The organism is Paenibacillus sp. PAMC 26794 (genome assembly GCF_000316035.1).
Lineage (GTDB): Bacteria > Bacillota > Bacilli > Paenibacillales > Paenibacillaceae > Paenibacillus.
In genome coordinates this window covers 12,516-37,759 of sequence record NZ_ANHX01000092.1, presented here as the reverse complement: position 1 = coordinate 37,759, position 25,244 = coordinate 12,516, and the positions used below count along the sequence as shown (strand labels likewise).

Annotated in this window: 27 protein-coding genes; 4 read left to right on the top strand and 23 right to left on the bottom strand. The window is 48.7% G+C overall.

The genetic code is table 11. The features are described 5' to 3' along the window. Window positions 1-84: 84 nt before the first annotated feature. Window positions 85-444 (bottom strand): hypothetical protein, encoded by a 360-nt coding sequence (locus tag D829_RS0129530; protein WP_017692524.1) that lies wholly within the window; start codon window positions 442-444, stop codon window positions 85-87. A gap of 184 nt (window positions 445-628) precedes the next feature. Here D829_RS0129530 and D829_RS0129525 point away from each other — a divergent pair, with 184 nt between their 5' ends. Beyond that, window positions 629-1,867 carry a glycosyltransferase family 4 protein gene (locus tag D829_RS0129525; RefSeq protein WP_017692523.1) on the top strand — a complete coding sequence of 413 codons (1,239 nt, stop codon included), beginning with the start codon at window positions 629-631 and terminating at the stop codon, window positions 1,865-1,867. Next, window positions 1,864-2,034: a hypothetical protein gene (locus D829_RS33895; protein ID WP_017692522.1), complete on the top strand. Its 171-nt coding sequence runs from the start codon at window positions 1,864-1,866 to the stop codon at window positions 2,032-2,034. Before D829_RS0129525 ends, D829_RS33895 begins: the two co-directional genes overlap by 4 nt. Before the next feature lie 423 nt (window positions 2,035-2,457). Here D829_RS33895 and D829_RS0129515 read toward each other — a convergent pair whose 3' ends face one another. From D829_RS0129515 to modA, 20 genes are all read right to left on the bottom strand, one after another. Beyond that, the gene (locus tag D829_RS0129515; RefSeq protein ID WP_017692521.1) at window positions 2,458-3,207 is read right to left on the bottom strand and encodes a glycosyltransferase; all 750 of its coding nucleotides are present in this window, start codon (window positions 3,205-3,207) and stop codon (window positions 2,458-2,460) included. A gap of 181 nt (window positions 3,208-3,388) precedes the next feature. Then, window positions 3,389-4,105: a glycosyltransferase gene (locus tag D829_RS0129510; RefSeq protein WP_017692520.1), complete on the bottom strand. Its 717-nt coding sequence runs from the start codon at window positions 4,103-4,105 to the stop codon at window positions 3,389-3,391. Continuing rightward, entirely contained in the window at window positions 4,102-5,043 is a 942-nt protein-coding gene (locus tag D829_RS0129505; protein ID WP_017692519.1) for an NAD-dependent epimerase/dehydratase family protein, read from the bottom strand. Before D829_RS0129505 ends, D829_RS0129510 begins: the two co-directional genes overlap by 4 nt. After that, window positions 5,025-5,852, bottom strand: coding sequence for an SDR family oxidoreductase (locus D829_RS0129500; RefSeq protein ID WP_017692518.1), 828 nt, complete (start codon window positions 5,850-5,852; stop codon window positions 5,025-5,027). The genes D829_RS0129505 and D829_RS0129500 overlap by 19 nt, the downstream gene beginning before the upstream one ends. Beyond that, window positions 5,849-6,835, bottom strand: coding sequence for a polysaccharide biosynthesis protein (locus D829_RS0129495; protein WP_017692517.1), 987 nt, complete (start codon window positions 6,833-6,835; stop codon window positions 5,849-5,851). The genes D829_RS0129500 and D829_RS0129495 overlap by 4 nt, the downstream gene beginning before the upstream one ends. Further along, window positions 6,828-7,919 carry a UDP-N-acetylglucosamine 2-epimerase (non-hydrolyzing) gene (gene wecB / locus D829_RS0129490; protein WP_026081486.1) on the bottom strand — a complete coding sequence of 364 codons (1,092 nt, stop codon included), beginning with the start codon at window positions 7,917-7,919 and terminating at the stop codon, window positions 6,828-6,830. The genes D829_RS0129495 and wecB overlap by 8 nt, the downstream gene beginning before the upstream one ends. A 14-nt stretch (window positions 7,920-7,933) precedes the next feature. Further along, window positions 7,934-9,559: a glycosyltransferase family 4 protein gene (locus tag D829_RS32165; protein WP_017692515.1), complete on the bottom strand. Its 1,626-nt coding sequence runs from the start codon at window positions 9,557-9,559 to the stop codon at window positions 7,934-7,936. A 65-nt stretch (window positions 9,560-9,624) separates the two neighbouring features. Beyond that, on the bottom strand, window positions 9,625-10,764 hold the full coding sequence (locus D829_RS0129480; protein ID WP_017692514.1) for a glycosyltransferase: 1,140 nt from the start codon (window positions 10,762-10,764) through the stop codon (window positions 9,625-9,627). Between the two features lie 60 nt (window positions 10,765-10,824). After that, entirely contained in the window at window positions 10,825-11,910 is a 1,086-nt protein-coding gene (locus D829_RS0129475) for a glycosyltransferase (RefSeq protein ID WP_241230841.1), read from the bottom strand. A 267-nt stretch (window positions 11,911-12,177) separates the two neighbouring features. Then, on the bottom strand, window positions 12,178-12,519 hold the full coding sequence (locus tag D829_RS0129470) for a hypothetical protein (RefSeq protein WP_017692512.1): 342 nt from the start codon (window positions 12,517-12,519) through the stop codon (window positions 12,178-12,180). 1 nt (window position 12,520) lies between these two features. Beyond that, window positions 12,521-12,820 carry a hypothetical protein gene (locus D829_RS0129465; protein WP_017692511.1) on the bottom strand — a complete coding sequence of 100 codons (300 nt, stop codon included), beginning with the start codon at window positions 12,818-12,820 and terminating at the stop codon, window positions 12,521-12,523. Then, window positions 12,817-13,158 carry a hypothetical protein gene (locus D829_RS0129460; protein WP_017692510.1) on the bottom strand — a complete coding sequence of 114 codons (342 nt, stop codon included), beginning with the start codon at window positions 13,156-13,158 and terminating at the stop codon, window positions 12,817-12,819. Before D829_RS0129460 ends, D829_RS0129465 begins: the two co-directional genes overlap by 4 nt. 23 nt (window positions 13,159-13,181) lie before the next feature. Then, entirely contained in the window at window positions 13,182-13,469 is a 288-nt protein-coding gene (locus D829_RS0129455) for a hypothetical protein (protein WP_017692509.1), read from the bottom strand. Between the two features lie 121 nt (window positions 13,470-13,590). Further along, window positions 13,591-14,343, bottom strand: coding sequence for an amino acid ABC transporter ATP-binding protein (locus tag D829_RS0129450; protein ID WP_017692508.1), 753 nt, complete (start codon window positions 14,341-14,343; stop codon window positions 13,591-13,593). Beyond that, on the bottom strand, window positions 14,340-15,050 hold the full coding sequence (locus D829_RS0129445; protein ID WP_017692507.1) for an amino acid ABC transporter permease: 711 nt from the start codon (window positions 15,048-15,050) through the stop codon (window positions 14,340-14,342). The genes D829_RS0129450 and D829_RS0129445 overlap by 4 nt, the downstream gene beginning before the upstream one ends. Window positions 15,051-15,054: 4 nt before the next feature. Further along, window positions 15,055-15,798 (bottom strand): amino acid ABC transporter permease, encoded by a 744-nt coding sequence (locus tag D829_RS0129440; RefSeq protein ID WP_017692506.1) that lies wholly within the window; start codon window positions 15,796-15,798, stop codon window positions 15,055-15,057. 23 nt (window positions 15,799-15,821) lie between these two features. After that, on the bottom strand, window positions 15,822-16,667 hold the full coding sequence (locus D829_RS0129435) for a transporter substrate-binding domain-containing protein (RefSeq protein WP_017692505.1): 846 nt from the start codon (window positions 16,665-16,667) through the stop codon (window positions 15,822-15,824). Window positions 16,668-16,965: 298 nt separating this feature from the next. After that, window positions 16,966-17,298 (bottom strand): hypothetical protein, encoded by a 333-nt coding sequence (locus D829_RS0129430; RefSeq protein ID WP_017692504.1) that lies wholly within the window; start codon window positions 17,296-17,298, stop codon window positions 16,966-16,968. Window positions 17,299-17,571: 273 nt separating this feature from the next. After that, a complete protein-coding gene (gene modB / locus D829_RS0129425) occupies window positions 17,572-18,258 on the bottom strand; it encodes a molybdate ABC transporter permease subunit (protein ID WP_017692503.1) in 687 nt (228 codons plus the stop codon). Then, window positions 18,255-19,127, bottom strand: a complete 873-nt coding sequence (gene modA / locus D829_RS0129420) for a molybdate ABC transporter substrate-binding protein (RefSeq protein ID WP_017692502.1) — start codon at window positions 19,125-19,127, stop codon at window positions 18,255-18,257. The genes modB and modA overlap by 4 nt, the downstream gene beginning before the upstream one ends. A 237-nt stretch (window positions 19,128-19,364) precedes the next feature. On the opposite strand from modA, the gene D829_RS0129415 reads away from it, so the two are divergent. Beyond that, window positions 19,365-20,408, top strand: coding sequence for a helix-turn-helix transcriptional regulator (locus D829_RS0129415; protein ID WP_017692501.1), 1,044 nt, complete (start codon window positions 19,365-19,367; stop codon window positions 20,406-20,408). A 140-nt stretch (window positions 20,409-20,548) separates the two neighbouring features. Here D829_RS0129415 and D829_RS0129410 read toward each other — a convergent pair whose 3' ends face one another. After that, window positions 20,549-22,621 (bottom strand): beta-galactosidase, encoded by a 2,073-nt coding sequence (locus D829_RS0129410; protein ID WP_017692500.1) that lies wholly within the window; start codon window positions 22,619-22,621, stop codon window positions 20,549-20,551. Between the two features lie 181 nt (window positions 22,622-22,802). Between D829_RS0129410 and D829_RS0129405 the strand changes: the two genes are divergently transcribed. Next, a complete protein-coding gene (locus D829_RS0129405) occupies window positions 22,803-23,654 on the top strand; it encodes an AraC family transcriptional regulator (RefSeq protein WP_017692499.1) in 852 nt (283 codons plus the stop codon). A 322-nt stretch (window positions 23,655-23,976) separates the two neighbouring features. Here the strand turns inward: D829_RS0129405 and D829_RS0129400 are convergent, their stop codons facing one another. Then, a complete protein-coding gene (locus D829_RS0129400) occupies window positions 23,977-25,242 on the bottom strand; it encodes an MFS transporter (RefSeq protein WP_241230838.1) in 1,266 nt (421 codons plus the stop codon). Window positions 25,243-25,244: the final 2 nt, after the last annotated feature.

The window sequence follows — 25,244 nt, the reverse complement described above, 5'->3', positions numbered from 1 at the left end:
CTATGGATGCACCACAAAAAAATGGAACAGGCACCTTCCCTGCTCCACACGTTGGTTAATCATGACTATGCAATGATGTCCATATCAATCTGCAAGCTTCATCATCTGATATTCTGACAGTATGCCCAATGTCTGACCGTGAATACTTCTGCAATATATTCGAATTACCAGATGATACGGAGAAGAGCTGTTGCTGATGATCCTCAGTTCATAAGGCTCGGATGACACATCCAGATTGTGAATGACCTGATTACCGCTCGCTCCCCCCAAATTTGGCCTTATGTGAAAAAGATGTCGGTACAGTTCTCCGTGAATGCTGGCTCCACCAACAAATACATCGGTCCCTTCCTCGCTGCCCACATAAGCCAACTCCACATCTATATACTTGATGGGAACAAATGTCTGTAACAGATTCTCATGAATTTCAAGTAAATATACTGCCACTGTAGATCCCTCCTTCGGAGCATGAACCTTCCTGTACATAGGATATGCGTCCTCTCGTCCATTGCCATTTGCATTCACCCATTTTCGGACAATTACACGGAAATGCCCGACCTTCCGGTCCTCTTTTTTCATAGAATAAAAGGATAGAAGCTCGGCCGGTGCAGGCCGTGACAAGGAGGTCGCTATGAGAGTTCTGCTCGTTACGTATTGGGAGCTTACACATATGGGAGGCATATGGACATATGTTAAACAACTGGCCGACAGGCTAATCGCACTTGGTGTAGAGGTTGATATCATGGGCACAAATGGTGCCAGTAACGAAGTATATGTTCGTAATCTGAACCGCGCTTTCTCCAAGGATAAGGTGTGGCCCATGCTGCAAGCCAAACTCAATCCGACTGATCTGCCACAATTCACTGCCGATCCTCTTCTCGCTTATTATGAACTGAATAGATATGCCTTCGAGATGGCGGCCGCTTATCTGGGGGTGGACCACTATGACGTTATTCATGCGCAAGATCCAGTAGCTGCTGTAGCCATAAAACGCATCTTGAACCGCAATATCCCACTGGTTACAAGCTATCATGGCTCTCTTGCACGCGAAGCCTTTTACGATGCTCAAAATTCCAACCCACAGCTTACTCTCCCTTCATATTTGCAATCCAAGCGTGGACGTTATTTTCTCTCATTGGAAGAACGAAGTGCGGCACAGTCTGAGCTCATTCTCGTGTCAAGCCACTGGATCAAGAGTACGCTTACAGAGCTTGCAGTTCCAGAATCAAAGTTCAGACAGATTCCCTATGCTATAGATCTCCCAGCCTACCGTGCCTCAGCAGCTGTGAAGTTCCGCCAGCGACCACCTGCGGGCAAGAAAGTCATTGCCTTTACCGGACGACTTGAATACATCAAGGGCGTTCATGTGTTAATCAAGGCCTTAGCCAGTCTGAAAAATAAACGTTCCGATTGGGTCTGCTGGATCGCAGGAGAAGGCAATCTAACCGATGAATTGCGGTCACAGGCCGCGTCAACGGGTATTGGAGCCGATGTTGTGTTCTGGGGCAAGCTGGACAATATTCCTTCCTTCCTGCGCCATGCAGACATCTATGTCCAGCCCAGCCTGCAGGACACCCAGCCGTTCTCCGTTACCGAAGCGCAACTGGCGGGTGTACCTGTGATCGTTAGTGGTACAGCCGGTATGCCTGAGATGGTTGAACCTGGACGTACGGGATGGGTTGTTCCTCCGCAGGATGTCGACTCACTCCGTGAACTTTTGAATGCACTACTTGAGGATGATGTTACCCGGAGAACAGTGGGTGCGGCGGCGAAAGCCTGGGCTGAACAACACCGTTCACTGGAAGTGATGGGATTTCGTACATTTCAAGTCTACCAAGAAGCCATCTACAGAGGAGGACTTACGATATGACGTTACTTGTACCGAGTGATCTATACAATCGCTGGTTTTCGACTCCAGTTTCCACACCTCACATCGACGTAGATTACGCTGTAATGACTGAATTGATGAAGAAGCTGCCTAAAGGATATATATTTCCCGATCCTGCATCCATGGCAATCATGAATTCAAAAGATTGAGTTTCGTCGAAAGATATGCCGTCTTCATATAACATGCAGGAATATCAAACAAGGGGTGTCCCATATGTCATATGAATGACTGAGGACACCCCTTGTTCGCTTCAAATGTGTTCTAACGGACCGAGAACACGCTATTTACTCCATTTTACACAAGTCTGACATGTAACGAATCACAGAGACGTTATTTCATCCATCGTGGTCCAATTCCAGATTCAAAAGCCATTTTGCGAAGGAATAACGTGACTGAGATTCGTTAGGATTTATTTTCCATCGTAATCACCCTAATAAGACGTGACAGGTTCGTTAGCGCTTGGAGCTAGGAAATCCAGATCTTATTAATCTGTCGCCAACTTGGAATACATATAAGGGTGCTCTCCTGTCCAATTAACACCTATTCCATTCAGCCATCATTGCCAAATCCATCTACTTCCAGTACCCACCAACCTGCAGCAAATTGAGTAAAATAGGTCTATGCTTCTCTTGAACCCGTTCCATCTCGGCAACCAGTGCCTTGAAATGGCGTTTGGTTCCCATGGACTCATGCAATCGGTAGCACATCAGAGGTTCATTGTAGTAGAACAGCTCATACATCGGAAACAGCCTCATCCACATCTCATAGTCATGGGTGTAGCGAAAATCGGTATCGAACAAGCCAAACCGCTCAAATGCATCCATCTCTAACATGACAGTACAGCCGTTGATCGGACAACCTTCAAGCAATACCTGCAACATCTCCAGACGACTTCCCACTTCCGGCTGCACCGTATCCAACCATTCACTCTTCTCATTCACATAATGGTATGCACCATGGCAAAATGAAGCCTTGACCTCTCGCATAAACTTCAGTTGTTTCTCCACCCGATCCAGCAGCATCACATCATCTGAGCTGAGCCAGACAAAGTAATCCCCTGTTGCATGTTTGATGCCCTCATTCAATGCTGTCGCGGTTCCACCGTTTTCTTTGCGAATATAATGGATATGCTCCATGAATGGCTCTAGCCGCTCCACATGCTCGGTTGACCCATCATCCACCACGATCACTTCAATATGAGGATACGTCTGGTGAATGGCACTGTGAACAGCCTGCTCGATATAAGCACAATTGTAAAAAGGAATGACGATCGATACTTTTGGCTCCATTCGGTCCTCCCCTTCCCCCGTTTGTCTCTGCATAGCGATTGCTTTCCTCTATTATATGAAGATCCATTCGATCGGTATCGGACATCTGCGGTGCTACGGAAGCACATTTGGATCATTAATCGACTTCCCCCAACCTCACTATCATCGGCAAAAATGCTGCGCAAAGAGGGCGTTAATCAGCCATCTTTTGGCTTTCATAACTGCCCTCCCTACGCTACCCGCCAAGCGTCGCTATTCGCTGCAACAGCGGTTCCCGATATCTGGACCATACCATGGATGCCTCTCTGCCGATGACATCCGCATGACGTACCGATCCCATTCCCCCATGCCACCGATAAGCAGTAAGCGGTTCATTCAGGTATGGGAACCGATGACCGTTCAGTACAATACGCATCCAGAGATCCAGATCATGGGTGTAGGGAAGAAGTTCATCGAACAGCCCCACTCCGCTAAAGAGATCCTTGCGGATCATGACCGTGCAGCCATTCACCGGATTGCCGTTAACAAACCGTCGTAGTAAATCCATATCCGACATCGGTTCAGGCCCACCATGCATTCTGGTAACTGCCGAATGCTCGTTGATATAATGAAAGTTGGTATGTGAGACGAGCACATTCTCACGCTGCATAAACTCCAGCTGATAACGAATTTTATCCGGGTACAGATAATCATCCGAACTGAGCCAGGCTACATAATCACCAGAGGCATGGCGGATGCCATGATTAAGTGCCGAAGCCGTCCCGCCATTGCTTTTGCCAAGCACATGAATATAAGGAAGATAGGGTTGAAGCAACTCTGCATGCCGGGTTGAACCGTCATTCACAACAACAATCTCCACATCGGGATACGTCTGGTTCAGCGCACTCTGAATCGCCTGAGGCACATAAGGACAGTTGTAGAATGGAATGACAATGGATACTCTCGGATTCAACTTGTCGTCCTCCCTTGCTGGACACGAACATCACTCAGGATATCCTGAAGTGATGTGGCAAATGGAATCATCGGCTGCCAGCCAAGCTTGCGCAGCAGTGATAGTTCCTCCTGTTTCCCCGAACCATCCGGACCAGAAGATGCCCCATCCCAGCGAACAGGAACTTCCGCTTCTGTCATGGACAACAGCAGATCTACAATTTCACCAAGACTTCGCTCAACTCCGGACACCACCGGGTATACTGTACCGCTGGACCCTTGTATCAAGAGGGTCGCATACGCTCTGACTGCATCCCGCACATCCAGAAAGTCACGGGTATTGTCCCGTCCGGACAGACGGAATGCCTCGGTTTTGCCCTCCTGCTCACAGGCAACAACATGGCGTGCAAGCAGTGAACAGATGCCTGTGGAAGGACCCGCGCCAATCAGATTGCCTGGCTCCGCCAGCATGATCTGTTGTCCGAAGAGCGACATCCACGACAAGGACACCATCTCTTCCAGAGCTTTACTGAGGCTGTATGGATGCGGAGGCTGGGGAATCCGGCCAGGTTCCGGCGTATATTTTAACCTCGATCCTACAATAACGGTTCGTGCTGTCGGACAACTGCGAAGCGCATCCAGCAGATACAACACGGCCATCACATTGGTCTCCAGGACCAGTAGCGGATCAGACCACGAATCAGGCACTGAATTTTTGCCAGCGAGATGCAGCACATAGTCGGGCTGCTCCTCGCCGATCAGATGACGTACTTGCTGTTTATCGTTCAGATCACAGACATGGACTTGTGCACCTTTACCAAACGAATACACATCCGGCCTCCGGACTACCGCTGCAACCACTGCACCCGCTTCCCGAAAATAAGATACGGCATGTCGCCCGGTAAAACCAGAAGCGCCTGTAATCAGCACTTTCTTGCCTCTCAGCTCTGCTCCATCCATAATGCCAACTCCTTCAGCATTGTAGAATAATCCGGCAGGTCTGTCTTCACATCCTCGCGAGTGGACACCAGCGTACGGTCCTGCACTACACTGTCATCACGCACAATCGTCACATCCTGCTTATCCCAGGTCTGCTTGAACAACACAAGCAGTTCATGTTTGCTAACAGGTGCCGGATGAGCTAAGTGGATCAGACCACTAACCGATGAGGCCAGGTAATGGTCTACCCATTTGGCCAGCTCAAGTGTGGTCACACCGTTCCAGAATACGCGGGTATACCCGCCGACTTCACCTGTGCTGGACATAAACCATTGCATCAGACCAATGCCGCCCTGGCGAATCTCGGGTCCAATGATGGACGTACGGATCGTCAGATGACCTTCATCCTGAACTTCGCCAAGTGCTTTGGTGATGGCGTAAGCTGAAGTCCCATCCGTAACATCATCTTCCCGGTATGCTCCCCGTTCCCCGCTGAACACACAGTCCGTGCTGATATGAATCAGGCGTGCACCAATCGTATCTGCAACCCGCCGCAGACGATGTGGCAGGAAACCGTTAATATGATATGCAGTAATTTTGTCCTCATCTGCGAAGTTGTTCAACACACCTACAGCATTAATAATCACATCCGGGTGCACAGCTTCTACCAATCGATCAACCATGAAGCTGTCGTTCACATCCAGGAGCAGACCATTGGGGTCCGTTACATCCCGAGATGTGTAGAAGACGCTGTGTACACCTTGACGGCGGAAATAGTCGACCAAAATATGGCCGGCCATTCCGTTTCCACCAAGTATCAGCAGTTTCATGACAAGAATCCTCCGCGTTTCAGAATTTCACGAATCTCCTCTTTGGTCATGAGTTGGTGTTCAGAACTGAAACTGTTAAAGGAGACCGGGGGACAATTGGTATAATGTTCACGCAGACCCGGTATGCCCAGGGTAGGAAGAATTACCAGGTACTGCTCATCGTAGACAACGGTGGTCATGCTCTCGAATTCACTCATCAATATTTCATGGATTTTCTCCCCTGGACGAATGCCACGTTCCACAATGCTCACATTCTCCACACCGGAATCCTCAATCAGTACTTCCGCGAGATCAACGATTTTGCAGGTAGGCATCGTCATGACAAAGATCTCTCCGCCGACACTTTCCACCGAAGCTTTGAACAGCAAGGTAATTGCATCCTTCAGCGTAAGAAAGAATCGAGTCATACTCATATCCGTAATGGAGACCTGCCCTTTCTGGCGGATCTGATTCTTGAACAGATGTACCACACTTCCGTTTGTTCCCAGTACATTTCCACCCCGTACCGTAACAAACTTGGTATCGCTGTGTAACAAGTTTGCATATACAATTAATTTCTCGCCGATCGCTTTTGTCATGCCATAGAAGTTGGACGGATTGGCAGCCTTGTCAGTCGAGATATAGATTACTTTTTCCACCTTGTTCTCAATAGCGGCCTCAATTACGTTCTGTGTACCAATCACATTGGTTTTGAGTGCTTCGTACGGTTGGTCTTCACACACCGGAACATGCTTGAGCGCAGCCAGATGAAATACATAGTCCACATGCTGGCAAGCCGCCGTCAAGGCGTCCTTGTCACGAATATCTCCAATCCGGAAATGAAGACGCGGGTCTTCAAATTCACGACTCATAGCCACTTGGCTAGACTCGTTCCGGGAATATACAATAATTTCTTTGGGCTGCTGGGGCAGTAGTTGAGCCACAAGTTCATAACCCCATGATCCCGTACCGCCAGTCACGAGTATACGCTTATTTTCAAACATGCATTTTCCCTCCAAGCAGAAATTTAACCACTTTACTAGATACATCTGTGGCTTTGTAACCTTGCGGGCAATCCCAGTCGCTAGACATCTTTGTCATGACTTTCACGCAATCAGCGATGCGCGCGGCATCCAGACCGGAGACCACATTGCTGCCGCAATCGACCGTTTCCGGCCGTTCGGTAGTTCGACGCATCGTTACGGTTGGCACGCCCATAATGCAACACTCCTCCTGGACGGTACCGCTATCCGTAAGTGCACAGCGTGCATGACGTTCAAGCATTACAAAGTCGAAGAATCCAAACGGCTCGTGAAACTCCACCAGCGGGTTCATCTCTAGTTGCAGATGCTCCGCAATCCGGATCGCTGTACGCGGATGAATACTGCAGATCACACGCAACCCGTGTTCCTCTGCGACCTGGTTCAGTCCTTTCATAATCTCCAGCAAATGAGGGGCATGATCCACATTCTCAGCTCGATGGGCAGTAACCAGGAAGTATTGCCCGGACTTCAGCTTGAGCTTCTTGAGTATTTTGCTGGAACTTACTTGCGTGTCGTAGTGCTGCATTACTTCATAGATGGGATTGCCCGTTAGCACGATGCGCCTGCTTGGTACCCCTTCACTGACCAAATGTTTCTTGCTCTGTTCCGTGTAAGGCATATTAACGGTGGAGATGGCATCAATAACCTTACGATTTTTCTCCTCAGGCACATCCAGGTCGAAGCAACGATTGCCTGCTTCCATATGAATAACAGGAACACCCATGCGCTCAGCCAATACTGCACATAATGCGCTATTGGTATCGCCGAGCAGCAGCAATTTATCGGGCTTCTCCTGCAATATCAGATCTTCCATCTGCGTAAACATCGAGGATAGCTGTCGTCCCAGAGTGGCCGCTTCATCCTGAAGAACGTAATCCGGTGCGCGCAGGCCCATTTCCTTGAAAAAGAGACCGCTGAGACTTTCCGTGAAGTTCTGTCCCGTATGCACCAGAATATGTTTGGAAGCGTACTGGTCCAGCTTGGAGATGATCAGGCTGAGCCGTATGATCTCAGGTCTCGTACCCAGCACCGTCATGATCTTCATCGTAATCCCTGCCTTCATCTTGTATTGGAACCCTTGCGCCCTGCTCGGCTACGTCCCGCTTTGGCAGATTTGCGTCTGCGACTAGCCGATTTCCCCATATGTTTACGCGGTCCCTTCGTTGTACGGGGTCTCCCCTTACGTCTGCCAGTTCCGGAAGTACGTTTCAGTCCCTCACGGTCTCGGCGAGAACGAGGTGCAAGTGACTTGCGACGACGTTTCCGCGTTTTGCCCCTCTGTTGAATCAGCTTTGCAGCTGTGCCAGTACCTGAGGCACCCGGAGCATCGTGACCCAATGCGATTGGAGGTAATGAGGAATGTGGCAACGCATGTATGACGGTCAGCGGGAATAACAGTGCCCGAACCGTAGCCGGCTCCAGAACCAGTACAGTGCGTAGTCCTCCCTCCCCATGGGTATACACAGGTCCATTCGGAGGTTGGATATAAGCAAACCATCCGGGAAAACGCAATAACCACTGTGTCACCATCGTATGCAGTTTCGTTCGGTAGGTTTCAATCCCGTAGAGCCTTTCCGCTTCTGTCCGATTGCGCCACCCCGTATTCGAGGCCAGCTCTGCATCATTCAGCAAGGTTGTTGCCAAGCTGACAAGCGCTTCGGTGTCGCCCGGCGGGGCCAGAAATGCATCACTGCCTACGGATTCCATTAATTCCTTCAGTCCACCCTGAGCAAAAGCGATGACCGGTTTGGCAAAATAGAGACCCTCCAGTGCGGTCATGCCAAACCCTTCTTTGACCATGCTTGGGATGACCAGGATATCCATCGCGGTATATGCCAGAGATACGTTCTCTTCAAATGTGGTGAAGGTAAACCGGCGTGAATACCCGGATTTTTTCACCCGTGATACACACTCGTCGTAATACTTTTTATCCGATGCTGCCCCGATAATCCAGAAGCGACAGCGCGAATGTGTTTCACAGATCCTCAAGGCCATATCCACAAAAGGTTTCAACCCTTTGGCATCATATATAAATGAAGAAATATAACCGATACAGGTCTGCGATGATTTGAAACCGAGCTCCTTGCGCTTGCGTTCGCGCAGATGAACCCAGCGGTCCGGTGCTGGTAGCGCGGGTTCCCAAGTTGGGGATATGATGGTCACTTTGTCACCCATGCCGGCTTCTTGGAAAGGGGCTACCGCTGTCTCGGATATACCAATAATCCAATCCGCGTAACGGCCAATCATCTGGATCGCCTCGGTTGTATGTTCATTCGTATGAATAATCTCGGTAATCTTCCAGATGATCGGAATCTGAAGGGACTTTGCCGCTACAGCCGGCATCACATTAACACAGGTGTTCGTTAACACTATATCGGGAGCAGTCTCCCGTATTAGGGAGACTGCTTCCTGATACGCTGGCGTATGACGAAGATGCTCCGCATCATCTGCAATGCCCAGGTAAGGTGTGTACACACCGTGAAGCATCGGCAGAGTGCATATTTTGACCTGAATGCCGAATCTCCGCGCAAGCCCTGCAAGCTTCCCCTCCTGAGGGGCTACGAGCACACATTCAAAGATCGTACCGATCTCTCTCATAAAATGAAGCAGCAGCTTCTCGGCACCTGTAATGCTCCGAGTATTGCACACATGTGAAAATAACATCATCTTTGGTTTCGTTGCCATGGCCGCACGGACCCTGTACCTGGTATCCGATACAGGGTACTGTGCACACCTCCTCCCGGCCAGTATTAAGGGAATATGATGGTTAACATTTCATTAATTCTTTTGCCATACGTGTGGTCTTTCAGTGTACGTTCGAGTCCACGAAGTGCAATCTCACGGCGTTCCTTTTCATGAGTAAGATAATATTCCACTTTGTCGAGTAACTCCTGCGGCGAGGAATATGTCTCAATCTCCACACCCGGTTTGTAGAAACGCGCAATGTCATCCCGCGCGTCGGTCAGCTGTAGCGTCGTCGACGCGGCAATTTCAAACGTTCTCGGGTTCGGTGAGGCTGGCGGGATTTTGAGGTTATTATTATTGACGGAATCATCTTCGTGGGATCGATGCAGGTTGATGACAATTTTGGTGCCATTGTACACATCATTGGTCTCCGGCGGACTCATCCAGCGACCGAGCTCAATCTTCTCGCCATAGGCAGTATAGTCAGGCAGGCGATCCCACCAGATGCCGTTAAATACCGTATTGTGTGACATCAACTGAGGCATGATCGGATTGAAGAAGTATACCCGGTTCCAGTAGGCCGAGCCGATAAAGCTGACATCCCGTTTTAACGGGGAAGGAGTTGTAATCGGGAAGTAATGATTGGTGAATGCGGCAAAAGGGAGGTAGTGAACCGACGCACAACCGCTTTGGCGGTACAATTCTACACAGTTCAGTTCAAGCGTAAAGATATGGTCAAAATGTTTCACAATTTCCAGCGTCATATCTGTATAGTACGGGTCATCCGTGAGCCAGATCGCCGTCTGAATGCCCGCTTCGCGAATCGCATCGATATGCTCGACGGGAATATCCATTCCATCCAGCACAAGCACAAGATCAGGACGTGTCTGCAGCGCAATTTCAGAAATTGGTTGACGCGGATCAGAGAGGGTTACCTGAGCTACCATACCCTGTAGCGTGGCCATAATGGCCTCATCCAACGGGGAGTAAGGGAAGCCTTTACCCGAGGATACATACAGCACGTGAAGCTGTCGGAAAGGTAACGGTTCCTGTGCACAATTCACAATATAGTTGGCGCGACCGCGCAGATATCCTTCTTCCTTACCTGCGTCATATCCGGCATGTTGCCCATTTTTGCGCGCTTGATCAGTCAGGCTCAGTACGGGTGAATGAACCTTTTTGGTTTTACGGTGTTTGAGAGACATACCGCCACTCCTTTATTTTTTGGGATAGAGTTCTCGTTGGTGCTGCACTTCAGACGGGGATTACAAATGTTCCAGCAACTGACCGATGCGACGAGTAAATGTGTGCTGGTTCATCGTGGTGAGAAGTCCCCGCCACGCCATCGCCTGTCGTTCTTCTTCATGCTTCAGATAATAGTGGATCTTGCGCTGAAGTTCTGCTGCATTGTTGAACGTCTCGATGTCATATCCCGGCTTATAATAACGGGGTAAATCTGCACGTGCATCCGTAATCTGCATTGTGCCGCAGGCGCTGATCTCATACGTACGTGGATTAATCGAGCGACCTACAAGATGGTGTGTGTTGCGATTGTCTTCCCCATTCTCGCAAGTCCGGTGAATATTAATGACAATCTTGGCGCCATTGTAATAATCCACTGTCTCTCCGGGGGCAATCCACCCTTCGTGGATAAAACGACCGAGTACATCAAAGCGTGCCAACCGGTTCCACTGGCTACCCGCAATGAACACCTTTTTGTCCGCAAGAAAAGGGGCCAATTCATCAAACAAGGCAATCCGGTTCCAGAATCCGGTACCGATAAAACAAATGTCGTGCTGATGCTGCGGTGCCGCGCGCCGCGGTTGAAACATGCCTGGATTCACCGCGAGAGGCATATAGATGACCTGGTTCGCTCCATGTCCCAGATAGAAGGGCACCGCGGCCTCTTCATGCGTGAACACGACATCATAGTGCTGGCAAAGGGACGTTGTATCTTCGGTGAAATACGGATCATCCACAAACCACACGGCAGTTCGGATACCGAGTGCACGTATGCCATTCACCTGCTCTACATGATCTGCGGGGAATACATGCAGACCATTCATGACAAGCACGACATCGGGCCGATGCTGACTGGCTTCCTGCAACATCGCTGCTGGCGATCCAACAACGCATTCACGTACAGATTGCTGCAGAGCCAAGGTGACACCTTCATCGATGGCATCGAATCCTTGCGGGATATATAACACCTTCATGTCCCGCAAGGTCGGTTCAAACATCTGCACCCGCTCCATCATGGCTTGACAGCCGCCGAATCTGCGGCCTTCTGCATATCCGCCGCGGTAAGCTGTTTCCGCTTCGGTCAGCGGACGGTGCCTTCGTTTTGCCACATTCTTCACCCTGTCTTCCTTCAGGAGATCTCACTTCCAGACTCTCCCCGAGATTGGTCTTCCCTCTAAAGGATATGCCTCGGGGTCAGATGCATCATGGACGGGTGTCCTGCAAGGCGCAAAATTGGCGCATGCCCTCCACATCCGCCTGTACGGGCATGTCCGCTTTTGCGGCGATGCAAATAACCCGGAGGGATCTGTCCCCCCCCCCCCGGGCTAACTGCTAGACAGGTATCATTCCATGCAGGAATAATCCTGTCTACTCGGTTACTGTGCTTTGTACGCCAGCTGATGTCCGTCCTCGAATCCCTTGGCGAAACCCGCGTTGAATCCCTCGTTGTACGCCTCGTCGTATCCCTGGCTGTACGCACCGTCCGGGTTCGGATCGGTAGGGGTAGCCGGGACGACTGGTTGTACGGGCTTCGGACTCCGGTGCCGCCGTACCGTACGTTTCTTTTTTTTGAGCCACGCACTGCGTCCTTTAAGTGGGCGTTTGTGAAGAACACGTTTGGCTCTGAGCGCACGCAGCTTGCGAATTTTGCGCAGACGGGCTCCTCGGGTTAACAAAGCTCTTTTGGTTCTCAGTCGTATTTTCTTCTGCTTTAACATGTCAACATTCCTCCTGTATGTCCCGAACGATACGAATTGCACACCCGGGGTCTTTGAGCCACGGCAAGCCAGGCTCCCCATGCTGGATTCGGGCCAGCCTGATTCCCGTAACCATACGAGACATTTCTGCCTGATAGCGACTCAGCAAACGAATGTTCTCGGCCAGACTGCGGGCGGATACTTCCGAATGAGCGGTTACACTGGCTACACTGTCCAGAATGCGTGCCAGCGCCTGCTGACTGTGTGCAATGGATTCAATGAGCGCCAGTTTGGCTTCCTGCTCACGCCGCATCAGACTCATTTTCCCATGTCTCCCAGATCCATGCCGCCAAACATGCCACCGTCCATACCGCCGCCATCTTCGCTGTCGTTCTGTACCATCACCGCTTTGAGATTGTTGCACAGTCCGGTCTCCATCCGGGTTAATCCTTCCAGCAATTCCACCAGCTGATCATGCATTTTGAGCGGCTCGCCTACCTGATCCCCATGCGTCAGAAAGGTATCCCCATTCAAATGATTCAGCGTCCAGTTCCGTACCTTCTCGGCCTCAATCGCTTTTGCCTCCAGGATCAGGGCAATATTCCACTGCATTTTGGCTGCTGCGTCCAGCATCAGAATGAGGCTCTGTTCTCTACTCATGTTCCTTCACCCGCCTTCCGGGCTTATTCTTCCTCTTGAACTGCGATCTCCCGCATGACTTGGGTCAGCGTTTCGGCTACAGCCTCTTCCAGATCTGCAAGGCCCCCCAAGTAAGAGATAATGCTTTTGTTGATTTGCCCAGAGCTATCCAGCAGACCGTCAACGCCATCCAGCTCCGGTTCGATATCTGGCAAATGATTGATGATTTCAGACATGCGTACAGCGACTTGGCGTTTGGCATCCAGCACACGTGCGATCTGCTGGTGAGAGTGTGCAATATGTGTGATGATTTCATCGATTTTGCTCTGCATGGTCCTCCTCCTTACCGTCACGGCCTGCTTCACCCATAGAAAAACCCGGCCTATCAGCATTTGCCTGTTACAGCATATGCCGGGCCGGGATCGTCAGTTACTACAGCTTGCGCCTATATCGTCAGATGACATAACTCCAGTCGGAAGAATATCGACTGAGGAATTGGCGAGTACGTTCCTGCTTGGGACGTACAAACACCTCCTCCGGGGTTCCTTCCTCCACAACGGAACCTCCATCCATGAAAACAACCCGATTCGCCACCTCACGGGCAAAACCCATCTCATGGGTAACCACAATCATGGTAATTCCCTCTTGAGCAATGGAGCGGATGACAGACAACACCTCACCCACAAGCTCGGGGTCTAGCGCCGAGGTCGGTTCATCAAACAAAATCACTTCGGGATTCAGTGCCAGTGCTCTGGCGATGCCCACCCGTTGCTGTTGTCCACCTGACAACATACTCGGATACTCATTGATTTTGGCAGACAGTCCGACTTGTTCAAGCACACGCAAGGCACGAGTGCGGGCATCGGCTTTGGACATTTTCTGGGCAATAATTAATCCCTCGGTGACGTTATCCAGCACTGTCTTGTGTTTGAACAGATTATAATGCTGGAACACCATCGCCGTTTTTCGTCTCAACTGCACAATGTCATGTTTGCGTGCATGCTTGCAGTCGACGGTCAATCCACTGATCTGAACCTCGCCCTCATCGGCACGTTCCAGAAAATTGACGCAGCGTAGCAGCGTTGTTTTACCTGATCCGCTCGGTCCAAGGATCGCTACGACATCGCCCTGCTCTACAGTTAGATCAATGCCCTTCAATACTTCCTGCTTGCCAAAAGTTTTGTGTATGTTTGTTAGTGTAATCATGACACGCCTCCTTTGCTGTACACGGCAACCCGACGCTCAAGTAAAGCGGTGATCCGCTCGGCAATGATGGTCAGCCCCCAATAGATGAATGCTGCGGCGATAAAGGCCTCCAGAAACTTCAGACTTACGGATGCCACTACATCCGCTTTACCGAGTATGTCCATCTGCGACACGGTAAAAACAAGTGTTGATCCATGCAGGAACCCAACAAACATACTGCACAGGTTAGGCAATACAGCTCCGATCGCTTGAGGGATGATGATGCGCCTTAAAGCCTGGAATGTGCTCATGCCTACAGCGTGAGCCGCCTCCATCTGGCCGATATCCACAGCAAGAATGCCGGAACGGATAATCTCGGACATATAGGCGCCCGCAGTGAGCGAGAAAGCAATCAGTACAAATACGAGAATTGGAATCGACGAGGATTGGAAAGCCCAACCGTAACGTTCCGCCAGCTTATCAATAATCATCGGAATACCGTAATAGATGAGGAATAGATGCATCAGCATCGGTGTTCCACGCAGGAATGAAACGTAGAAGTCAGCAATGCGGTGAATCCACCGCACACGATAGATACGGATCAGAGCCGTAGCCAGACCGATTCCGAAGCCTGCAATCAACGGAACAATCGTAATGACGAGTGTCAGTGGCAATGCCTTCAGGATTTGAAAAAAGGATGTATAGATAAACTGGAGATCAATCGACACATGCTCACCCCGCTATTCGTTTCAGGCGTTTGGCTCGAATTGCCGGTTTGTATACAACCCTCTTGCGTTCATGACGCTGGAGTCTGCGTTCTGCAAAGGCAAATCCTTTTTCAAGCACAATGACAATGACATAATAGACCACGGACAAACTGATATACACTTCAAGTGCGTGGGACGTGGCGGAGATTAGCGTCTGCCCTCTGCCCACCATGTCCATGACACCAATGGAGAAGGCCAGAGACGTATCCTTTAATGAACCGATTAACGTATTGGCCATGTTCGGAAAAGCAACAATCAGTGCCTGCGGAACAACAATACGCCGAAAAGACTGGACTGTGGTCATACCCGCAGCATAGGCTGCTTCCGTCTGACCTTTATCCACGCTGCGCACCGCTCCGCGAAAGATCTCGGCAAAGGATGCCGCGTCACTAAGCGCATAGGTCACAATGACAAATAACAACGGGTCGGTTCTCGACAGGTCGATGCCAATGGGTTTGAGCAACTCGGGAAGTCCGTAATACACCAGGAACAATTTGATCAGGATCGGTGTGCCCCGCATGAATGAGACGTACAGGGTAGCCAGCTGGCTTAGTATCGGAATCTGATACAGCCGGGGAACGGCCAGAAGTACGCCGCCCACCAGTCCGAGCACGACGGAACCACCCAGTACAATCAGTGTTATATGCAAATATCGTAGCAGTTCCGGGATGAAATCCAGAACCAATGACAGATCAAATGATTTTCCCATTACCGCTGCACACCTTTCTCAGACTACTCTTCAACCGTATAGTCAGCTCCAAGCCACTCAGTGCTCAGTTTGCCTAACGTTCCATCTTCTTTGATCGCTTTGAGCGCTTCGTCCACTTTGGTTTTGAGCTCCTGCTCATCTTTGTTCAGAATGAAGTACACTTTGGAGTTGGAGAGGGCATCTCCTACCGTTTTCAACTGAGCATCAACCGCCTTATTCTGATAATCAATGGCAAACTGAGTGCTGATGGTGGCATCCACCCGGCCTGTTTTGATCTGGGTAATGGTATCCTCACCCGCTCCGGAATAAACGATATCAATCCCGTTGCCGTTCGCCGCATTCCATTTCTCAGCAAGTACAGCCGCATTACTCGTAGCACCAACAATCAGTTTTTTACCCTTCAGATCCTCAATCGATTTTACTTCCTCATTTTTCTGACTTACGACAATTTTATTTGGAAAAATATTATAGGCTTCATCATTAAACAGGAACTTAGCCTGTCTCTCATCATTCACTTCCATCTGGTGCGCGATCAGGTCAATTTTTTTCGTTTCCAGGCTCAGCAGCAGGTTTTTAAAATCCATGGTACTGAATTCGAATTCATACTCAGGCAAACGTTTATCGATCTCCCGGATCAGTTCCACATCATAACCTGTTAACTTGCCATTCTCATCAATGAAGCAGACATTCGGGAACTGTGTACCTGTTCCTACAATGATCTTTTTCACTTTGGTGTCGCTGTCGCCTGCTGCCGAAGCAGATTCTGACTCATTGCTTGCAGTTCCTGTGCTGCATCCAGCCAGTACCACCAGCATTGTAATGAACAGCAGTGCTGTCCGGAATTTTTGAATCCCCCGTTGTTTAACCATTCCCAATCTCCTCCACAGGCTGTTATCACAGCGAATATGATGTGTACTCCCATTCCTCTACCCTATTAACAAACAATTCTTACTTGTATAGTCGGAATTAGGTTGAACAAAGAATATCATTACAAGTCATCTTAGGGCAATAACTAAACTAATAGGACATCCTGATAAGGTTATAGGACTTCTCTATAGTACAAGAAAAAGCCATCCCCCATATCGATTGGCGGATGGCTTCTTCTTGTATGACTCTCACTGATTATACCATTTTGGCGGTGCATCACTTGGTGTATACACTACTCATCTATCTGCGACTCGCCCATTTAATTTTACGTGCAACTTCCACTCGCTGTAATTGTAAGAGACCGATCCGTTCCTCGAACTTCTTGCGTTCGTCCATGGAATGAGCGGCATGAATCTGGTGGCACAGACCTGTCAGTTTGCTGTTGATGTAATCAAACCGTGTCCATAATTCCTCTTCAGGTGTGCGCTGCTGCTCCGTCGCCGTCTGAAATATTTTGAGTTGGCGGATAAGGGATTGCTGCCATTCCTGATCCTGAATTTGGATGGCAAAATGCAAAAGATCCAGATAGTCATCAATTTGCAACGAAACGCCGCAATCAGATTTAGTGTTCATCGTCGTCTCTCCTTATTTCAGTACTTGGCTGGAATCCATTACTTCTATCTTACAGGAACAAGCCCACTGAAAGCGAGTACTGAACGATTAAATTTCGGGAAAATTTTTATTTTTTTATGTTAAAACAGCTTTACATTTCCATTAAGACCAATTTAGCAGGGTATTGATATTGGTACATATGAAATTGGTAATAAAAACCCTCGTTAAGGAAAAAAGTTCTTTCCTCAAAACGAGTTTTTCATCATTTTATATATAATATTAACACATATCAAATTAGTCATTTTTTCCATCTCGCTGCTGTCTGGTCATCAGTAACATGAGAAACGAGATAATAATAATGGAAACAGTCCATGCCCAAGCCATGGTCTGATTGCCCGAATCCACAGCGACATAGATTGCCGTAGGTACCGTTTGTGTTTTGCCCGGAATATTGCCTGCAATCATCAGTGTCGCACCAAATTCCCCGAGTGCACGGGCAAAGCCCAGGATGAAAGCGGTCATCAATGCTCTGCCTGCGAGCGGCAAAGAAATGTAACGGAAGACCTGCCACTCATTCGCCCCAATCGAACGGCCCGCATCTTCCAGATCACGATCCACACCGCTGAATCCCGATTTCATCGTCTGATACACAAGTGGAAAAGCAACCACCACCGAAGCAATCACCGCAGCCCACCAGGTGAAAATAACCGGTGCGGAGAATATGGCTTCAACCCATTGTCCAAACAGACTTTTACGCCCCAGTATGACAAGTAACAGAAATCCAACCACCGTCGGGGGAAGGACTAGCGGCAGCATAAATGCCGTTTCCAGCAGAATCTTTCCCCGAAATGAAGAACGTGACATCTTCCAAGCTATCGCAATTCCGAGCACAGTGGCCACTACGCTGGATAATAACGCAACCTGAAGCGATAAGCGCACCGGTGACCAGAATACGGACCAGTCTATTGCGTTCACATTCATTCCGGAATTGTGAATCCGTATTTCGCGAAGATATCCAGTACTTCAGGGGTTTGCAAATATGCATAGAATTGTTCAGCTTCTGTACGATGTTTCGTTCCTTCGATAATGCCTATCGGATAATTGGCAGGTGTGTAGTTGTTCTTGTCCACTTCAAACGCAATTTTCACCTGATCCGAAGTAAGAGCATCCGTTTTATATACAAACCCTGCATCTGCATTACCTGTCTCTACATATTGAAGAACCTGTCTAACGTCTTTCCCCTGCACAAGCTTGCTTTCCAGTTCATCCCACAGCTTGGCATTGGTCAGAGCTTCCTTGGCATAGGTTCCCGCAGGAACACTTTCCGGAATCCCAATGGCTACCGTCTTGATGGAGTCGCTGGTGAGATCCGTTTCACTGGTTACTGTGTGGGTCCCATCTGCTGGCACTATGGCCACCAGTGAATTCTGTAGCAGATTCTTCTGATCTCCCGATGCAATCAGGTTTTCATCCACTAGCGCATTCATATTTTTTGTTGCCGCCGATACAAAGATATCAGCCGGGGCACCCTGTTCAATCTGCTGTTGCAAGGCACCCGAGGCGCCAAAGTTAAAATTAAGTTCTATATAAGGATTAGCTAACTCATAATTGGTTTCAATCTCTTTCATCGCATCGGTCAGACTGGCCGCCGCAGAGATTGTCAGATCTACCGTTTCCTGCGGATCGGTATTTCCTGCTGATGAACTTTCACCTGATGCCGCTGGCGTTGAGGTCGTTTGTTCTGCACCCGTGGATGTATCCCTAGTGCCCGTGTTTGCGCCGCAACCAGCCAATACAAGAGCCAGTCCCAGTGACATACTTCCCAACACATATCCGATTCTCTTTCTCATTCATTTCTCCCCCAACGTTATCTTTGGTTATAACTAGTTATAATTGATTATATCTAATTATACACAAGACAAAAAAAATGGGAAGGTGATTTCTATCACATTTGATTTTTGTTATCTGTCCTATGCGTTTATTGCGTGTTCTCAGGTTTATGGCATCCCTCAATTAATGGTATAGTACAAGAAACATTTATAACAAAACCATAGTTGCTCTATACCTTTGAAGGAGGATCTTCACTTATGACGGAGGAGCAATCCTACACAACCGAAGAAATATCCAAGCTGCTCAAAATATCGAAACTGACGGTCTATGACCTGATCAAAAAGGGAGATCTTGTCGCATACCGTGTGGGTAAACAAATGCGGATTGATGCTACCGATCTGGAGGCATATAAACGTCGCTCCAAGCAACTTCAGTCCTCAGGTCAGCGTATCCCGACTCCGCATCAGACCTCGGCATCAGGGACTCAGCCAGGTCAGGGTGATTTTCAGGGAACTTCCTTACAATCGACTACACCCGTTGGGTCTGCGCATGCGATTACCCCAGCGAGTTCTACCCATACAATGACTTCTGCACCACGGCATCTGGTCATAACAGGTCAGGATGTTAGTCTGGATATTCTAATGCGCCATATGGAGAAACATACACGGGACATTCGTCCGCTCCGCTCGTTCATGGGCAGCTTGGACGGGCTTATCTCGATGTATCGCGGTGAGTCTGATCTGGTCAGTACCCATCTGCTCGACGGAGATACCGGTGAGTATAATCTGCCGTATATTCGTAAAATCCTGACGGGGCGTTCTTATGTTGTGGTGAACCTGCTATCACGTCCTGCCGGACTGTATGTACAGCGTGGCAATCCGCAGAACTTGCAGAATTGGACCGATCTGAGCAAGCCTGAACTGAGACTAGCTAATCGGGAGAAAGGTTCTGGCGCGAGAGTATTGCTGGATGAGCAACTTCGGCTACATGGAATTCCTGCCGCAGGTCTGATCGGATATGAAACCGAGGAAACCAGTCACATGGGCGTGGCTGCCAAAGTAAGTTCAGGTGAAGCTGATGTCGGAGTTGGCATTGAAAAGGCTGCGCGACTTGTGGGGCAGGTTGATTTTGTCCCGCTCACTCAGGAGCGCTATGATCTGGTCATGCTGAGGAAGCAAGGTAATGAAGCCTGGACAGAATCGGTACTGCATATTCTCCAATCGCCGGAGTTCAGGCAGGAACTGCAATCATTCGAGGGATATGATGTATCCCGGACAGGTGAGATTTTGTACGAAGCATAGTCCATACACAATACAACCAATGTCAGTCCACACTGTACGTATGTTGCGCACGATGCAAATACAAAACGCCTTGCAATGGCTGCAAGGCGTTTTTGGTGTTTCATTCTATATATAACGCATGATATGGATGAATGAATTTTTTAATGTGGCAAATCGATCTCAAAAATGAATACACCATACGCGGGCATGTTGATTTCATCCTGAACTGTTGTACCCGATAGTAACTCTTTTGCTTGCTTCTTAAGCTTAATGGGTACTTGTTGATCCGAGTAGTTGAGTAAAAATACATAAGCTTTATCCTTACCGGAACGGATACCAAGCTCAACTTCGGACGGTACCTCTACCAGGTCACCCACAGGTGAAGATAGCCCTATTTCATCCAGGAGAGTATCTACGACCGGTTCATTGTAAGCCGCTCCATAATACCATACTTGCCCCTGACCTACCGTACGTTTGGTCAATGCAGGACTACCTGAATAATATTCGGATGCATACTCGGCTACGACCTGTACGTCGGGATGCTCCACATGAAGAACTTCGTTAAATCCGGCCGTTGGCGTTCCTTCTTGAAGCCGCTCACTTGCCCCATTCCATTGCAGTTTGGCTGCTGGAATGGTTCCTTTGATTAAGGTAAAGTCCTCTACGGTTACACCACACAACTCAGCGACAGCCCCAGGGAACGGTCTCATATAACAATGTCCCTTGATATCTTTATAACCGGTGCGCGCACCAAAAAACAGAGTGCCTCCTTGACTGACATAGGCTTGCAGAAGTTCTGCTGTCTCGTCTGTCATGATGGCCGGGTGAGCATAGATGATCACCTTATACTCGGATAACTCCTCCAGTGTTGTCGTTGGTTGCAGTGTAACCATGTCCGTCGGAATATGACGATACTGGAGCTGCTTATACCAAGAGCGTACACTCTGTTGCTGAAGCGGGCCGTGCCACTCATCCAACTCTCCATCCCAGATGTTATCGTAATCCTGTAGGATCGCAACATCGGCTTGATATGTAGTGCCCGCAATAACACGCCCGATCTTGGCAAACTCTTCTCCTACTTGTGCAACCTCGCGTACCCTTCTGTTGGGTTGATTATGGTAATCATTGATGCCATGCCAGTACATCTCGGTGCCAAACGTTGCCGTCCGCCAGCGGAAGTAGACGAGCAGATCTGTTCCGTGAAGAACAGATTGATACGACCATAATCGGATCTGTCCCGGTCTTGGTGTACCCATGCCTATACTGTCAACCCAGCCTCCTGGCCCAGACTGTTGTTCCATGACGCAGAAGTTCGGTGACATGTTACGTACGTTCGACAGTTTCATGCTCCAGGCCCGATCTTGTAATGAGTTATCGTCTGTCCCTGGGAAGATCGTGGCAAACTGCGGATACGAATCATAGGAGAAGAAATCCAATAGCTCCTCTGTCATTTCATGATTATCCAAGTGTCCAAACGTACCGTTCGTTGTGATCCAATGTTTCGGATCCAGTTCCCGAATGATGTCCACCTGAAGCTTGGCAAATGAAATCGTATTGGCTGATATGAATCTCTTTTCATCTAATGCCAGGTGAGGATTCGGCGATTGGCTGACCATATTTCGGGTAAGGTAAACTTGCTCCCAGTCGGTATAGGTCTGACTCCAGAAAACGGTTCCCCATGCCTGGTTCAGATTCTCTAACGATTCATAACGATCCTTTAACCATTCACGGAAGGCGACATGGTCAGCCTCAGCATAGAAAACATCCATATGACAATTGAATTCGTTATCGATCTGCCATCCAATAAGAGCCGGATGATCTTTATAGGCAATCACCATATTGCGCACGATTTTTTCACATTGCTGTCTGAAGATTGGGCTGCTGTAGTTGGTATGACGCCGCATGCCGTGTTGATACAACACCCCGTCCTTATTTGCGTTTAATACTTCAGGATATTTGGATGTTAACCACGCTGGTGGAGTTGCAGTAGGTGTTCCCAAAATAACACTTAAACCGTATTGATGCGCCAGATCCAGTGCCTTCTGGAAAAAACTAAAATCGAACTGGTCTTCTTCCGGCTCAAAGATGGACCATGCAAATTCAGCCATCCGAATAACTGTGATATTCATCTCTTTCATTCTACGGAAATCGTCCTCCCACAACGCCTCCGACCAGTGCTCAGGGTAATAACAGACCCCCATTTTCAATTCATCCATTTGGATTGATTTTGCCACCTTCAATTGCCCCCTTAACCTGCCATATTGCCTCCATTCTATTGGATACTTCACTTATAATAAATGACAAGATTATGCGACTTATAATAAAATATTGTCATTGTCCAAGATTCAAACCACAGTTGTCTTAATCTATTTCGATTCATTACATAAAAATATTGCGTTCAAATGGAGGATGCACGTGAAAGAACATATCTTTCTCCCCAAGCCGATTTTCCCCAGACATGTATGCTTTCCCGATTTTATTGGAGGGTACAGTGACTTTCCGAAGCATCGTGTGCATCGAGAATACGGCACCACTGAAATTAACTTGGATCAATGTTATAACCTGCATCTTGTACTTGAAGGTAAAGGATTCCTGGACACGGGAACTGCTTGTTATGAGCTAACGCGTGGGCAGGGATTCCTCTATGGTCCCGGTCTCAGACAAACGTACTACTCAGATTCGGATGATCCTTGGAGCATTCGTTGGATTCACTTTTACGGAATTCGTCTCGAAGAACTGTTAAATGGAAAAGGCGTTGACGAGCCCTGGTTGTTTCAATGTTCCAACTTCCCGGTGGTTACCGCGCTCATGGATCGATTACTGGAGCTCGGAAGAGGCTATCAGGTGGAGGACGAGCACAGTGTGGCAGCTACACTATATGAGCTTCTGACCAGATTACAATCCGCGGCGAGCCAAATCAATGTTTCGTTAAATCACACTTCAGAGCGAATTCGTGAAGCAGGGAATTATATTCGTTCCCACAGTAACGAGCACATTACACTAGACCACGCTGCCGGGATTGCCGGATACAGTACAACATACTTTAGCCGCAAGTTCAGTCAGACGTTTGGCATCTCTTTCCCGGAATTCCTCTTGGAATCTAGGCTACTACATGCGAAACAGCTGCTCGCGACAACCAACCTTTCCATTAAACAAATTACGCTGGAAACGGGATTTTCACAGTCAAGCTACTTCATCCGATGTTTTAAAACCCAGGAGAACGTAACACCTATGCAATTTCGAATGATGCACAATCACACGTTATAGGCACAAGTTATTTCATCATGCTGACGCAAAAGCAAAAGAAGACTTTCACAGAAGACAGACCGCGTTTAGTTGAAGTTTTTCTTGCGATAATCGAATTGTTCAGCTCTGTTGAAAACTTATAAATTCTATTATCTAAAAAAAGACCCATGGTCTGTCTCCTGCAGCTTCGTATCCTGATGATACGCCCCCCGGAAAATTCAGTCCATAAGCCTTTCTTTTACGCTTCCACATCGGCGCTCCATTCGCACCTCACAATAACGTATACCTGGCAGCAACATCCGGCTGTCTATCACTGCTCAGGATCATTCCGCTACCATACGGTTCAGCTTGTCACCACAGATCTGGCCTTATTCCCCGCTTCCATCCGTTGCCTGAACACCAACACCAGAATCATCGCTGCAATAGAGAGCAACGTGCAGATCATAAACATGATCGAATACGAACTCACCTGTACAATAAGCCCCATCGCCAGTCCACCCAGAGAGAATCCAAGGTCATACGAGGACATGAAGATCCCCATGAGTACATATCTGGAATCCGCAGGCAGCACAAAAGAGAGATATGTGGTTAATGTCGGGTACAACAATGCCAAGGCAAAACCGCTAAACACCGCGGAGAGATACACCAATGGTCCAATGATCTCCATCAGACTGAGCAACTGGGTTCCCAGTGCTGCACACAGCATTAACCCGGCCATGAGCCAGGTATTCCAGCTACCATCGGACGGAATTTTTTTGCGCAAAATAAACCTGCACAGGATTACGACCAATCCCTGTATCGTCAGAAATAAGCCTGCACTTGCCATTCCGGTGGATACCATATACAGGGGAAGAAAGGTCGCTGTCGCCCCAAAGACGCAGGACGCAAACAACATTACCACACTGCTGATCAGCAGTGGCGTGCTACGCCAGATGCCGCCAAATGAACGAAACATATCAACCAAGGTATACGATTTGTTCTGTACGGTACTCCGCGGCAAATCCACATTATACCCGATCAGAAGTGGCAGAGCCGCCAGTCCGATCATCAATAACGTAAACGCCAGATCACTGGCATTTTCCCAGATTTGTATGGCGAGAATCGGAATGACCAGAGAAGGAACCATCGTAAACAGGGTGTACATGGACAGCCCTTGTGCCCGGTCTTTGTCCTCCAGCTTTTCCACAATGCCTGCCTGCATGGTCATGGAGAAAAAGGCCGTAGCCACCCCTTGCAGGGCCCGCAACCACAGATACGTCTCCACACCAAAAACAACAAACAGCAACAACGTCCCGGCATGTAAAAGCAATAGCCATTGCATCACACGAAGTGGCCCATGCTTACCCAGCAGCTGTGCTGCAAAAGGTCTCAAGAGCATACAGGTGAACATATATGCCCCCATCATCAGACCAATCTCAGCCTGATTCAATCCGGCGGCTTCGCTTCTCAAAGGCAGAATAATCGTCAAGGCTGAATTTGCCGCAAAAAATAAAAAGGCCAGCATATAAAACCGGATAAACGAAAAGGATACCGGATTTAATTTTCCATTGGATGTTTCAGTCATCGTAGACTTCAAACGTTCGTCACCACTTTCTCTTCTGGCAGTCAATT